Consider the following 13,611-nt stretch of genomic DNA (forward strand, 5'->3'; position numbering starts at 1 on the left):
GCTGCCCATGAAGGTCGATTTTCGCACGATTGCGCCGTATGTCAGGTTCGTCCAGGAGTATCACGGATACGACGATTACAGAATTCAGCCCCGCGTCATCTACGACCATGAAATTATTTTCGTGAAAAAGGGCAAATGCATGTATCGCATTGGGGAACAGATGTATTCGCTGCGCGGCGGGGACGTGCATTTCATGCCGCCGAACGTGCTGCATTCCTGCTATGTGCCGAAGGGAGAGGAGTTCGCTTATTTTGCCGTGCATTTCGATCTGGCGTATATGGGGGAGAAGCTTGATTTCTCCGCGAACGATGTCTATGTGCTGTTATATGGCGAGCTCGACGAGGTACCTTACGATGAAGAATTGGCAGGTCGGCCGACGCTCGAATTCCGCGAAGTGCAGTTTCCGTTCGTCATGGCTGCCGGGGACACGATCGCGATTCATGATGCGTTCCAGCGCATGCTGACGGCGTACGTGGCGAAGCGTTTCGGTTACGAGATGGAGCTGCGTGCGTATCTGCTGCTCATCTTGGCGCGAATGACAGCGTCGATCACGAACAAGGCCGGAATTTCCAAAGAACATGCGCAAGGTGACAAAATTGCAGCGGCGATGCGTTATATGGAGCAACGGTACGAGGAGCAAGTGGATTTGCAGCGGCTGGCGCAGGAAGCCGGGATGTCGCCGTCGTATTTCCGCGCTTTATTCAAAGGAGCTACGGGGCGCACGCCGCTGGAATATTTGACGGCGGTCCGGATGGAGCGGGCGAAGGCGCTGCTGCTGGAGGGGGATTATCTCATTCACGATATTTCGGCGCGCGTCGGTTATGCGGACATCCATTATTTCAGTAATCTGTTTAAGAAGATCGAGGGGCTGTCACCGAGAAATTATAGGTTGAGCGTTCAACGAGGGGCTGACAGCTAGTGTCTCTTTCAGATAAGGCCATCGAATAAACACCTCATTCTGCCGCAGCGTCGATAATTACAACTTTCCCGGCGCGTTTCCTTCAAACAACCCCGTTAAGAAAGCGGTTACAATGATAAAGTCATCCAATTTCAATATCGAAAGGGGACTTTAATGATGAACCGATTTTGGAAGAAGCTATCCGCGAGCGCGGCGGGCTTAGCGCTATTGTTAGGCGCAGGGACAGGGACAGGCTGGTCGGGAAGCGGCAGCGTCGCTTATGCGAACAACACGACGTATTACGTCGACAACCAGAGCGGCTCCGGCTGCAGTAACGCGGGAGCAGGAACGTCCGCAGGAGTGCCGTGGTGCGATTTCACACCTGTCAACGCGAAGACCTTCCAACCGGGCGACCAGATCTTGCTGGCACGCGGCGCGGTATGGAACCAAGTGCTGCAGCTGCATGGCTCCGGCACGAGCGGATCTTGGATTACGCTCGATGCATACGGCAGCGGCAACAAGCCGAAGATTCAGCGCAGCGGCGGCGTGAACGATCGGACGGTATACATGTACGATCCGTCGTACTGGAACGTGCGCAACTTGGAAGTAGCAAACGCCGGCGATGGCATTCGGGTCATGTATTCGACGCTTGGCAATCAGGGTCTTCGTTTCGATAATCTATACATCCACAATATCGATAGCGTGGTGAATGCCAGTCCTTCCACGACAGATGGCATTTATTATTCGACGGGCATTCTGATCGACGCCAACGCTGCTCCGTTCCCTACGACGAGTCAGTGGGTTAGCCAAGACATTATCATCTCGAATTCGGAGATCGCGTATACGACCGCGCCGATCACGATCATCGACCAAGTGACCTCGAGCAGTGAAGAGACGAAGAACGCATATAAGAACGTTCGCTTGAAGAACTTATATATCCACCACGCCAAAGGCCCAATGGGGGTACGCAACACGACTGATTTTATCATGATGGATACTCGAATGGACAATATCGGCTACGTGGCTCTGCCGCAAGGCACGACAGGTATCTTTGTCTGGAAAACGGACAATTACGGCTTCATCAACAACGTGCTGAACAACGTGCCCGCTACCGGTTCTCCGGACGAAACGATGATCGACATGGAAGGTTATACGAATAATACGTACTACTACGGCAACTACATTTCGAACACCCACGGTCCGGGCATGGAGTTCCTGCAGCTCGGCGGCGGTAATCCACCTCGTAATCCGGCGCTTGACCATAACACGAACAACACGGTAGCCGGTAATACATTCGATTCCAACAACGGCTATGCGATGAAGACGATCAACAACTCCAGCAATCCGACAGGCACGATTAGCGATAATCTCTATTACGAACCGGGCACGGGCTTGACGACAGGTAACTTCTCGGGTTTCACGCAAACGAATAACATTTCCATTTCGTCCCCGAGCAACCTCTACAACGGGGGAAAACAGTACAGCGGCACCGCCAATACCGGCGGCAGCACCTGTACGACGGGCAGTTCCTGCTGGTCCTATCAGTCGTATAACGGAAGCAGTTACGTCAATCTGAGCTACGATTCCGCCAACGATTGGTGGGGGACGTCCGGCAGCTACGTATCGCGCTTCAACATGCTTCCGAACGCCACATCCAGCAATTGGACAGCTAAAACATGGACGGCACCCAGCGCGGGCACGATCAGCCTTCGCGGACGCGTGCTGAAGAGCGACATCTCCGGCGGCGACGGCGTGAAAGCACGCATCACGAAGAACGGCAGCGTCATCTGGCCGGCATCCGGAACGCCGCAAACGATCGCGTACAACGATCAATCCGGGTATGCTGCGAATTTGGACGCCGTTGCCGTAGCGGCTGGGGACATCATTCGTTTCGAAGCAGGCAATGGAGGCAGCGGTAACGCAGCCGCGGATACGGTAAGCTGGTCGCCGACAGTTGCCTACACGAGCATCAGCGGCAGCTGTACGCCGGGCACGAATTTGGCGCTCTGCCATTCGTACAGTTCTTCTTCGCAATGGGACGGTACACAGACGGCGGACAAAGCGTTCGACGGCACGACCTTAACCAACTGGCAATCCGCCCCGGGTGCATTTAGCGGTCAATGGCTGGAAGTGAATTTCGGATCGAACACGACATTCGACAAAGTGATCTTATCCGAATACGGCAGTCGCACGACAGGTTTCCGCATCGAATATTGGAACGGTTCTTCTTGGGCTACAGCCTATACCGGCACGTCGATCGGCAGCGTAGCCTCACCGAGCACGCACACGTTCGCACCGGTTACCGGCAGCAAAGCCCGGATTTACTATACGAGCGGGGCGAACACGCCGATTCTGTACGAGTTCGAGATCTATAATTCAGGCTGCGGCGGACCGAACCTGACGCGCTGCAAAACGTATAGCAGCACCTCCAATTGGGATGCGACCCGCACTGCAGCACAGGCGTTCGACGGCGATTATGCGACCGTATGGCAGACAGCAGGCGGCGCGACCGTGAACGGCAGTTGGGTGGAAGTGAACTTCGGCGCCAATACGACGTTCAGCCGGGCCGTCTTGTCAGAGTATGGAAGTCGCACTACAGGGTATCGCATCGAGTATTGGAACGGCACATCTTGGGCAACCGCGTACACGGGTACTTCAATGGGGAGCGTAGCATCTCCAAGCACGCACACATTCTCGGCGGTAACGGGAACGAAAGCGAGAATTTATTTTACTTCTGGGATTGATATCCCGTTAATTTACGAGTTCGAGCTTTACGTGACTTAAACCATAAACGCAAAGAAAGCTGCCGAAAATTCGGCAGCTTTCTTATATTAAAACACAATAGCTAAGGGATGATGATATCCGAATATCCGGTAAATATCGTTTGCGATCCCGGGGCGGTGCTCATCCAAGTGGCAATATAGCCGCCGGGAGGAACGCTTGTGATCGTGATATAATCGCCGATCGTGGACACGGGGGTCGGGCCGACCTGCCCGGTATTCGGGCTGAAGGAGACGTTTGTGATTCTCGTATTCGTAAACGTTTGCCCGCCGTTAATGGACCGCGCCACAAACACGTCGAGATCGAACCCATTCACTTGATTGCTGTAATAAACGACATTGACTACGCCCGTTAACGGATCCACGTCGATGAAAGGGAAGAAGTTCTGCGAACCGGCGGGAGCAGCGGTAATACTGAACGGCGCCGACCACGTTACCCCTTCATTGGTAGATTTCGCCATGAAGATGTCCGCGTAGCCTTCGCGGTTATCCTGCCACACGGCATATACCGCGCCGGTATTAGGTCCGATTGACCGGTCGCAGGATATACTCGGATAGGTAAGTACTCTGAAACCGTAGTTAGGTACCGGAAGCACCAATGGAACCGGGTCGACGGGAGAGACAAGAATTGGCGCGCCGAAGGTCGTGCCACCATCCAGCGAACGCCGAATATAGTAGCTGTCATTTGGCGCGTTGACTGTAATCCAGCCCGCATAGACGATTCCCATTAAATCTACCGTTACGGCCGGTCTTCTCACTTTATCTGTGATTTTGGAGAGCAGAATAGGCGTATCCCAGGTCAAGCCTCCATCTCGCGAACGGTCTAAGAAAGCCGTAATATTGCCTCCGTTCGCTACATTGAACTGATCGGCCCTGACGACATAAACATTGCCCAAGTAGGGACTAGATTGTCCGTTATCGGCAATCAGAAAGGTCTCATCATTATTGATGTACGTTCCGTAGCCAGGGGCGACAAGTATCGGATCGCTGAACGTAGCGCCATTATCGTTAGAAATATAGACAAACGTCGACCCGAATTGATGGCCGGGGAAGACATGGGCACTGACGATAAAGGTGTTTGGAAATTTGTAGGCTACAGATGCGCATTCCGCTCCGGTAAATATTCCGGGCGGGAGTGGAAGCAAGGTGGTAGTCCAGGTGCTGCCTCCGTTCAATGAACGATAGAGTCCTACTTTAGGCGACTCCCCGTCCGTATGGTCAGTCGCTGTAGCCACCATGATGCCCGGAATGAGAAGATTGACCGCGATGCTTGGCTCATATTTCGGCAGTATTCCGGTTGTCACTTGAAAATTAAAATTTGTCATTGGCCTCCATCCCCTAATAAACGTATTAATTCATCCTATTTCGTTTAAGTTCGTCCTATTCGATATCAGTTAATCGTTTATTCGCTATAAAATGTGCACTCTGACCATCTCGGCCATCGTAATTTTTTCATAGATTAGTATAGATGGAAGGGGTGCTGGAGCATGGCGAAAGTCGGCGTTGTCATGCCGGTTTATTATCAGAACGAAGCTTTTATCCGATTGGCGATTCAAACGGTACGCAATCAATCTTTTCGAGACTTTACTTTCCTGATTGTCATCGATGGAGCTCCTGAGCTGCTGCCGCTTATTCAGGAGTGTACAGCCGGAGATCGCCGCGTCACGATCGTTTCCTATCCGGTCAATCAGGGCGTAGCATTCGCGCTTAATTATGGATTTGAAATCTTAATGGACCAAGGTTTCGAATACTTGACGTGGGTGTCGACAGACAACATTTATTACCGGCAATTTTTGGGCACGTTAGTGACCGAAATGGATCGGGCGGCTCCTAATGTGGGCATCGTGTACAGCAGCTTCAATCAAATCTTCGAGAACGGCGAACCCGCGCATACGCCTGAGTTTCTCCGCACGCTGCGCAGTTGGCAGAACCGTCCCAAGGAGGCATTGCTTGACGGTTGCATTATCGGGCCGGCCTTCATTCATCGTGCGGAGTATTGCCTTCTCGTAGACGGATATCGGTTCAAATATATTCAAGATTACGATTATTGGCTGCGGATGACCGATTATTGCGATATCAAGTATGTGCCTGTCGAACTGATGGATTATCGGATTAATTCTCCGTTTAGCTTATCTACGCACATTGCAAACGATATCTCGAAGCACCGCTTATGCTGGAACGAGGTTCACAGGTCCCATTATGAAACACGCCAGAGAAGAAACTTGCCGCTGCTGTTTAGTGCGTTGTTCATTGTTAAACCGGGTGAAGTGGCCCGTGCGCATACTGCGCTTGGGAACATCATTGACCAGTATGAAACCAACTGCGAGATCATTATCGTCAGCCTGACGACGCAAAAAGAATTAGAAGAGATCGTAGAACCGTTCCACGACCCTCGGGTGCGCATCTTGTATTATGTCAATCATTCAATCAACTATGCTCTGCACAAGGCACTTGGAAGAGCAAAAAGCGAATGGTGCATTATTTTCGACAGCGAGCACGCGCCGGCGGATGCTACATTCATTCGTAACCTAAAAGAATCGAAGCTCATGGATGCGGGAGTGACTTCATCCGTCTCGTTTTACAATAAGGAAATCACGACATCGCGAACGATTACGCATTTGTATCAGACCATGACCGTTCGCTCGAGTATGCAGGCATTTATTAGGGCTTCATTGTAGGCTGTTTCAAGCAAGCTGGGCTATAAAAAAAAAAGAGCGTGCGAACGCTCTTTTTTTTGTGTAACTCTATTGATTATTGCCCGCTCAATCGAATTTGGTTGATGGCTTGGGCCAAAATATCCATCGTCCGGTTCGATTCGGCAAGCGTATTTGCCGTTCCGCCGACTTCGATTAACGCGCTGGCAGGCGAGTAGTTCTGATTATACCACCCGTTGCCGACGCTGGTATCTTTATAGTAGATTCCTCTGGACAGACCGGGGTAATTGGCCGTGACCAGCGCTTGTAATTTTTTGGCGAAAGCATCGTTCTGCTTCCAGTTCGGGTTCTCGAGCCCGATGACAAAATATAATTTGGCGTAGTTCGTGCCGCGAATGTTGACTGTCGTCTCTCTACGGGGACTCGTATCGCGATGAATATCAAAGAGATACTTGATTTGCGGATGCTGAGCCAGTTGATTAATAATCGATTTCTCCGAGTAAACATAGGATTTCCCGTAATTAAATTGGCTGCCATAGATAGATGCGTAGTCGTAGGAAGTATGATAAACCTCCGCGCCCATTGCTTGTAGGACACCGGTCAACCGTGCGCCTAACATAGCAACATTTGTCGTCGCATTGTATGCCAGATCGGGATTCGTTACACCGGGCAATTCGGGGATCCACGATTCCCGATTATGCGATTGATAAATATAGATCGCCGACTTCGCATTCGGATTCGTCGCCGTCTTCGCGACCAAACGAACAACCAATTTAGAAGGATCCCCGGTGTTTTCGATTTGATAGCTCACTTTCTGTTTTAAATCCACTACGACTTGAATAGTCGATGTTTCCGAATCTTTGAGTTGATAACGAACTTTAGAGATATAGGCGTTGTTCGAAGAAACGTTCACTTCACCCATTGTATTCTCGGCCGGCTCGCTAATAAGCCCATTAAATGTTACGCCGGGCAAATTGATGACCAGGCGATCCGGGTCATTTGCTGCAGTAATGCTGGGCGTGAATCTCCCGTTAGTGGCAATAGTGAATAAATTATTGTCCGCTAGCATCGACTGCAGCGCGGGATATTGATCCGGAGGTATTGCGGGCACGCTCGGATCAGTGGCAGGGTCACTGCCGGATACATCGCTATTCGTTCTAAATAGACGTACTGCGTAAGCTGAAGCGTCCCACTTCACGACAAGACCCAAGTTTTCGGCGACGAAACGAATCGGGAGTAACGTTACCCCGTTAACGACAATTGGCGGCTGCTCCAACCGTATCGTTTTTCCGCCCAGAATCGCATAGGTCCCGTTAATCGGCAGTACGATTGTCGTATCTGCATTGGAGAGAGTTGCAATCTGACTCTTCTTATTCCATGTTACGTTTACGCCTAAACCTTCGGCAATGGCACGAATTGGCACCATCGTGGTCTGATGGACCAAGCGCGGGGCAACGGGCGAGCTGAGCTTTTTTCCTTCAAGGTACAATTGAATCGTTGCAGGTGCCGCATGAGAAGCCGGGGTCGTAAGAGAAAATATGAACAATAGCGTCAACAATGCAATAATCGGTCTTTTCATCTTCCACCTCTAATCTAGTTGTCAAATCTAGCAACACAAAAAACGACAGCCTCTTAAAAATAAGAAACTTTCGCCAGGATCTCAATGCTATATTTCTGGAAATAACATAAAAACGATGAAATGATTGTTTTTTCAACCCAATTCAAACCAGTCCGTTCGAAATAGGGCACGTGCGTACAGACGGCTTGGTAGCGTGTGAATAGATTGTAGTACCTGTAGAAAAGAGGTGATGATTGATGGCTGTAAAATCAAAGATGACCAAGAACAGCGCAAAGCAATGGATCGGCCAACCGGTCTATATCGAACTAAAGGACGGGAGCGCTTATTGGGGCTTTGTTACGGAAGCAAAGAGCGGGCAACTGATTGTATCCGGCCAGAGGAGTCCATACACAACTAAGATGATCTCAACTAAACGTGGTGGTAAAGCTGCGGTTTCCGGGTTTATACCCGGCTTGCTGGGGTCTATGGTTGGTGGCAAGTCTATGTTTGGCGGTGGTATAGGCAGCCTCTTTTCCGGTGCCGGTGGCTTGGGCGGAGGTAGTATTGGCAGTGGATTGGCCGGTGGCTTAGGCGGAGGTAGTATTGGCAGTGGATTAGCCGGAGGCTTTGGGAACTTTGAGAGTTTCATGGGAGTAATGGGGAATATGGGCAAAACCTTTCCCATGATGAAAATGGGCTACGGGATGATCAAATCCATTATGCCGATTCTTAAAATGTTTTAACGGCTAAGGTTAACTTCGAAAATGGGGAGTAATAATCAGGTTGGCGCGGGGGTAAATTATCGGAGATGAGCTGTAATATCGGCTCGACCACGTACACAGGAGGTTGCTCAATCCAATCATGAACCGAATATTACGAAACGCGCTAGCCGTATTACTCTCCAGCTTGTTACTTATAGCCGGACTTACAGAAGCCGCTCCGGCCAATGCCAATGAAGCAGCGAAGCCTGCGCGGCAAGTAAGCGCTTCTGACGCGGCAATGGCGAAGAAGGTACTTAACAGCTTCTACAAGCCTGCGCTGAACGGCAGGTTTCCCGGCTCGGTGAACGGGTTGAAAGTCGGGGTAAGCACCCGGAAGAACGTTCTTGGACTTATCGGCCAACCAGACAAGCAGCGAACGGACGCGGACGGGTTCGACTTGTACCATGCCGAGATGGGGCACCCCGGATATGCCGTCGCTTATAAGCTGAACAAGATTAGGGAAATCCGCTACTTCGGGACGAATATCGAACGGGAGACGAATATCGGCGGAATTACGAAACGCATGCTCATCGGAGCGTGGGGAGCTCCTGCCGGATCTGTCAAGATTCGCAACGGTTCATTGGTGCAACAGAAGATCACTTACATCCGCGGTGCATACAAACTGGCGTTTATATTCAATTCCAGTACGAATCTCGATCATATTAACCTGCTGAAACGTTAATGGGTTTCAAATCACGTTTAGCCGCCTCCCCGAGAGGCGGCTTTTTCATTCCCAATGGCCGGAATAACGGATTTCTTCCCTATGTGGTAGAATGGAGTCATCTATAAACCGGAGGTCATGATATGACGGTAGGATCTCAAAACGATATCGACGGTCTGAAGGAAATCGGCAAAATCGTTGCCTTGACGATCGATGCAATGAAACATCACGCACGTGTTGGAATGACGACGAAGGAACTCGATGAATTTGGAGGCCGGTTTTTGAAAAAGCATGGCGCAGTGGCTGCACCAAAGTCGGTGTATAACTTTCCCGGCTACACTTGCATTAGTATTAACCGCGAGGTTGCCCATGGAATCCCGGGAAATCGAAAGATTCAACCCGGCGATTTAATCAATATCGATGTTTCAGCTGAACTCGGAGGTTATTATGCGGATGCAGGGCACTCTTTTCCAATGCCGCCTTACAACCCGGCTTTAACCCACCTCTGTCAATACACGCACGATACGATGATGAAGGTGATCTCTTCCCTTAAGCATGGCGTAAGACTGAACGAGATTGGTCGGATCATTGAAGGCGAAGCTGCAAAAGGCGGCTACACGATTATTAAAAATCTGTGCAGTCACGGTGTTGGTAAATCGCTGCATGAAGCCCCAACGGAAATTCTTCCCTTTTATAACAAACATGATAAACGTGTCTTGAAAGAGGGCATGGTTATTACAATTGAACCTTTTTTATCGACCGGTGCCGCTTATGCCGTTGAACAGCAGGATGGGTGGACGTTATGTGTACCTGACAATAGTTTTACGGCGCAGCATGAGCATACGGTAATCATTACAAAGAATCAGCCCATCATCGTGACTGTCGCGTAGTCCTGGACTGCTGTCTTTTAGAACATCGGAGGATTATATGTCCTGGAGCAAACTGAAGCAACAACTGGAAAGCTTTCTTAGTCCTGCGTTAATGGGGAGGGTCGAATACCGCGCAACCAGCTACCGGTATTCACCTGACAAAGCAGGTCATTGTTATATTGCGGTAGACAGAAAGAACGTACTCAACATGAATGATGCAACGACATTAATTAGATGGTATCAGACCGAGCAGGAAATCAAGAATGACGCTGCTATTCAAATTCCAATCCATCGGGAAGTCATTGAAGCAATCCGAATAGAGACCAAGGGGCTCGTTCCGGAGGACCGTCTGCAGGTTATTGCAAGAGGCAGAAAAATATCGGAGCTTGCAAAAGAGCTTCTGTCGGCACAAGCAGCATTAAGTAAATCCAACTTTACCGTCGAAGCTAATAAGTTTCTGGCCCGTCCTATAGAGGAAAGCTTAGAGAGTGCTGATATCCTATTGAATATACTAGCTTTGATGGACAGGCGAGTCGGAAAGAAACGCCTTCTAAACTTGAGCGAGAAGATCAAATTAAAGCATCCCAGCGTGCAGTATTTTTATGAACTTCGGCTAAGTACGGTGTAGAGCGGTTTAAGAATAATTTTATTATTCCCCCAGCTCCTATTTAATAACTTTTCCTTATCATTAGTGCAGGATAAGGAGGTTGGGGCATGGAAAAAAACAGAAGGAATCATGTATTCATCCACGGGCTGTTTGTTTTATATATGTATGCTTTGATCAAAATTATATTGTTCAAGTTCGGCTCAATTGACTTCACATGGCTTTGGCTTCAACTGAAGGAGAGTTTAGCAAGCCCGGCATATATAAGCAGTCGTTTGCAGAGTGGAAATTTGATTCCCTTTAAAGAAATAACCACGGCGATTCATGTCCAATCCAGTCATAATCTGATCAACTTGTATGGGAATATCGTGATCTTCATACCATTCGGTATGTTCATCGGTTTGATGTCCCCTAATAAAGGCGGATCTGTTATCGGCGCTTTCTTCCGATCATTCGGATTAAGCTTATGTCTGGAAAGCGCGCAGATCTTGTTCGCCATCGGACGATTTGATGTCGACGACCTTATTCTGAATTCAAGCGGCGGCTTGATCGGATACACGGCCGTGGTGTTGTTCGTACGGTTAATGGGAACGATATCGATACGACGAGATGTTGAACTAAAGGAGTAGTTTGCCGATGTCGAGTTTGATTGCGGATATTAAGATTCCCGACAGTAAGTTAGCCGTTGAAGCAGCAGAATTATTGCGTGAGCATGGCGACGATCTGTTGTGGAATCATTCGAATCGGGTATTTCTGTTTGCGGCTATGAACGGTAACCGGAAGCAGATTAAATACGATCCTGAATTGCTATATATCAGTTCGTTATTTCATGATATTGGCCTCACTCCCAAATTTCGAAGCGATGACAAACGTTTTGAAGTCGATGGGGCAAATGCTGCCCGCGATTTTCTCCAAAGTCGCGGCGTTCCGGAGGATTATATTCGGCTGGTGTGGGATGCCGTTGCCCTTCATACAACCATAGGAATTGTGGAATATAAGGAAGCGGAAGTGGCCCTTATGAATTTCGGCGTCGGCTATGATGTGGTGGGGAAGAACTTCGATCTGATTTCAAAAGAAGCGCGGCAGCAAATCGTCGAGGCATTTCCTCGGAACAATTTCAAGCACAAGATCTTGCATGCTTTTCTGGAGGGCTTCAAACACAAGCCGGAAACGACATACGGCAACATTAACGCGGATGTCTGCGAGCTGCTTCTTCCGGGCTATAAGCGACCTAATTTCTGCCATAGTGTTCTTCATTCCAGATGGGATGAGTAGACAGCATTACGATATCAACGGCGGCCATCGATTGAACTGCACCCCATTTGTTAGACACGACTAACAATGGAGGTGCAGTTTTTTTGCCTTATTTCAGTTTAGATGAGAAATTGAGTGCCATTCACAGGTATCAAGATGGTACTGAAGGGGTCAAGAGCATTGCAAAATCATTAGGGATAAATCATGAAGTTTTACGTATGTGGATTAGGCAATACGAATATCACGGTGTAAAAGCTTTTGAAAAAACCTATACAGCTTACTCTACGGCATATAAACTAGACGTACTCAACTACATGAACGAGAATGGGACGTCTCCAAATGAAGCAGCTGTCATTTTCAATATTTCCTCTCCAGGGATCATTAGAAAATGGCGCAGCCAATACCATGAACATGGACTAGACGCCCTGAAATCAAAGAAAAAGGGGCGTCTACCCGTGACAGATAAGAGCAAAAAGATTACGAAAAAACAAGAACCCACCGAAGGATCAGTGGAAGCCCTCCAAGCTGAAATAGAACGTCTGCGTATGGAAAACGCGTACTTAAAAAAGTTGAATGCCTTAGTTCAAAACAAAGAAAAATCACCAAACAAGACAAAGCGCAAGTAGTCTATGAATTAAGGCTTGAATTTCCGGTGAATGCGTTGCTAGAGCTCGCAGAAATTCCTCGTAGTACGTTCTACTACTGGGTTAAACAGTTAGACAAGCCTGATCCTGATGCAGAACTGAAACGCCTCATTCAGAGCATCTACGAGGAGCATAAAGGCCTTTACGGCTATCGTCGTATCCGTGATGAGCTCTTGAATCGGAACTATCGGGTTAATCATAAAAAAGTGCAGCGTATCATGAAAGAGCTAGGATTGAAATCAATTGTTCGCATGAAGAAGTATCGTTCATACAAAGGGACTGTCGGTAAAATAGCCCCTAATGTACTCGATCGTAACTTTAAAGCTCAGAAACCTAATGAAAAATGGGTTACAGATATTACGGAATTTAAGTTGTTTGGAGAAAAGCTGTACGTATCACCAGTGCTGGACTTGTATAACGGTGAAATTATCACGTATACAGTAGCGTCTCGCCCTACCTACTCCCTAGTCTCTGAAATGCTGAATCAGGCATTTAAACGCTTATCTGAAGAGGATGCACTTCTCCTGCATTCGGATCAAGGCTGGCACTATCAAATGAAACAGTACCAGCATGCTTTGAAGAAAAAAGGAATTACTCAAAGCATGTCTCGTAAAGGCAATTGTTACGATAATGCGGTAATGGAGAACTTTTTTGGCATTATGAAGTCGGAGTTTCTATATCTTAATGAATTCGAAAGTGTAGATCACTTTAAGCTAGAGCTGTCACGATACATGAACTACTACAATCACAAACGTATCAAGGCAAAATTAAAAGGCATGAGTCCGGTACAATACCGAACTCATGCCCAACAGGTTGCCTAAAAATATTTGTCTAACTTTAAGGGGTCACTTCACGATATGGCTGCCGTTTTTTTATATGGGCAGGATTGCGTTATCATTGCACGAATATACTCGGTAGTTGTATCGCT

12 protein-coding genes are annotated in these 13,611 nt (G+C 48.6%); 10 read left to right on the forward strand and 2 right to left on the reverse strand.

Annotated elements, in window-relative coordinates; genetic code table 11:
* Window positions 1-7: 7 nt before the first annotated feature.
* Together BM412_RS09010 and BM412_RS09015 are read left to right on the forward strand one after the other, a co-directional pair.
* Window positions 8-919 (forward strand): AraC family transcriptional regulator, encoded by a 912-nt coding sequence (locus tag BM412_RS09010; protein ID WP_091216533.1) that lies wholly within the window; start codon window positions 8-10, stop codon window positions 917-919.
* A gap of 156 nt (window positions 920-1,075) precedes the next feature.
* Window positions 1,076-3,682 (forward strand): discoidin domain-containing protein, encoded by a 2,607-nt coding sequence (locus tag BM412_RS09015; RefSeq protein WP_177245729.1) that lies wholly within the window; start codon window positions 1,076-1,078, stop codon window positions 3,680-3,682.
* Between the two features lie 61 nt (window positions 3,683-3,743).
* Here BM412_RS09015 and BM412_RS09020 read toward each other — a convergent pair whose 3' ends face one another.
* Complete coding sequence (locus BM412_RS09020; protein ID WP_091216538.1) at window positions 3,744-5,003, reverse strand: sialidase family protein; 1,260 nt, start codon at window positions 5,001-5,003, stop codon at window positions 3,744-3,746.
* A gap of 162 nt (window positions 5,004-5,165) precedes the next feature.
* Here BM412_RS09020 and BM412_RS09025 point away from each other — a divergent pair, with 162 nt between their 5' ends.
* Window positions 5,166-6,356 (forward strand): glycosyltransferase family 2 protein, encoded by a 1,191-nt coding sequence (locus BM412_RS09025; protein ID WP_091216541.1) that lies wholly within the window; start codon window positions 5,166-5,168, stop codon window positions 6,354-6,356.
* Window positions 6,357-6,429: 73 nt separating this feature from the next.
* On the opposite strand, the gene spoIIP is transcribed toward BM412_RS09025, so the two are convergent.
* Window positions 6,430-7,911 carry a stage II sporulation protein P gene (gene spoIIP, locus BM412_RS09030; protein ID WP_091216542.1) on the reverse strand — a complete coding sequence of 494 codons (1,482 nt, stop codon included), beginning with the start codon at window positions 7,909-7,911 and terminating at the stop codon, window positions 6,430-6,432.
* Between the two features lie 254 nt (window positions 7,912-8,165).
* Between spoIIP and BM412_RS09035 the strand changes: the two genes are divergently transcribed.
* From BM412_RS09035 to BM412_RS09065, 7 genes are all read left to right on the forward strand, one after another.
* Window positions 8,166-8,633 (forward strand): hypothetical protein, encoded by a 468-nt coding sequence (locus BM412_RS09035; RefSeq protein ID WP_143111580.1) that lies wholly within the window; start codon window positions 8,166-8,168, stop codon window positions 8,631-8,633.
* Window positions 8,634-8,751: 118 nt separating this feature from the next.
* The gene (locus BM412_RS09040; RefSeq protein WP_091216547.1) at window positions 8,752-9,333 is read left to right on the forward strand and encodes a YjgB family protein; all 582 of its coding nucleotides are present in this window, start codon (window positions 8,752-8,754) and stop codon (window positions 9,331-9,333) included.
* 122 nt (window positions 9,334-9,455) lie between these two features.
* Window positions 9,456-10,202 carry a type I methionyl aminopeptidase gene (gene map, locus BM412_RS09045; protein WP_091216550.1) on the forward strand — a complete coding sequence of 249 codons (747 nt, stop codon included), beginning with the start codon at window positions 9,456-9,458 and terminating at the stop codon, window positions 10,200-10,202.
* Between the two features lie 37 nt (window positions 10,203-10,239).
* On the forward strand, window positions 10,240-10,809 hold the full coding sequence (locus BM412_RS09050) for an SF0329 family protein (protein ID WP_091216552.1): 570 nt from the start codon (window positions 10,240-10,242) through the stop codon (window positions 10,807-10,809).
* 86 nt (window positions 10,810-10,895) lie between these two features.
* Entirely contained in the window at window positions 10,896-11,414 is a 519-nt protein-coding gene (locus BM412_RS09055; RefSeq protein ID WP_091216556.1) for a VanZ family protein, read from the forward strand.
* Window positions 11,415-11,421: 7 nt separating this feature from the next.
* Window positions 11,422-12,060, forward strand: coding sequence for an HD domain-containing protein (locus BM412_RS09060; protein WP_091216559.1), 639 nt, complete (start codon window positions 11,422-11,424; stop codon window positions 12,058-12,060).
* A gap of 83 nt (window positions 12,061-12,143) precedes the next feature.
* A protein-coding gene (locus tag BM412_RS09065; protein WP_091216562.1) for an IS3 family transposase occupies window positions 12,144-13,504 on the forward strand; the annotation gives its coding sequence in 2 pieces (ribosomal slippage) (window positions 12,144-12,600 and window positions 12,600-13,504; 1,362 coding nt in all).
* Window positions 13,505-13,611: the final 107 nt, after the last annotated feature.

Origin of the sequence: Paenibacillus sp. BC26, assembly GCF_900116125.1 — a bacterium.
In the GTDB taxonomy this organism is placed as follows: domain Bacteria; phylum Bacillota; class Bacilli; order Paenibacillales; family Paenibacillaceae; genus Paenibacillus_Z; species Paenibacillus_Z lignilyticus.

What these genes read in the sequence shown, in the direction of transcription:
- BM412_RS09010 (WP_091216533.1), top strand. Translation starts at nt 8, where the DNA reads ATGAAGGTCGATTTTCGCACGATTGCGCCGTATGTCAGGTTCGTCCAG.
- BM412_RS09015 (WP_177245729.1), top strand. Translation starts at nt 1,076, where the DNA reads ATGAACCGATTTTGGAAGAAGCTATCCGCGAGCGCGGCGGGCTTAGCG.
- BM412_RS09020 (WP_091216538.1), bottom strand. Translation starts at nt 5,003, where the DNA reads ATGACAAATTTTAATTTTCAAGTGACAACCGGAATACTGCCGAAATAT.
- BM412_RS09025 (WP_091216541.1), top strand. Translation starts at nt 5,166, where the DNA reads ATGGCGAAAGTCGGCGTTGTCATGCCGGTTTATTATCAGAACGAAGCT.
- spoIIP (WP_091216542.1), bottom strand. Translation starts at nt 7,911, where the DNA reads ATGAAAAGACCGATTATTGCATTGTTGACGCTATTGTTCATATTTTCT.
- BM412_RS09035 (WP_143111580.1), top strand. Translation starts at nt 8,166, where the DNA reads ATGACCAAGAACAGCGCAAAGCAATGGATCGGCCAACCGGTCTATATC.
- BM412_RS09040 (WP_091216547.1), top strand. Translation starts at nt 8,752, where the DNA reads ATGAACCGAATATTACGAAACGCGCTAGCCGTATTACTCTCCAGCTTG.
- map (WP_091216550.1), top strand. Translation starts at nt 9,456, where the DNA reads ATGACGGTAGGATCTCAAAACGATATCGACGGTCTGAAGGAAATCGGC.
- BM412_RS09050 (WP_091216552.1), top strand. Translation starts at nt 10,240, where the DNA reads ATGTCCTGGAGCAAACTGAAGCAACAACTGGAAAGCTTTCTTAGTCCT.
- BM412_RS09055 (WP_091216556.1), top strand. Translation starts at nt 10,896, where the DNA reads ATGGAAAAAAACAGAAGGAATCATGTATTCATCCACGGGCTGTTTGTT.
- BM412_RS09060 (WP_091216559.1), top strand. Translation starts at nt 11,422, where the DNA reads ATGTCGAGTTTGATTGCGGATATTAAGATTCCCGACAGTAAGTTAGCC.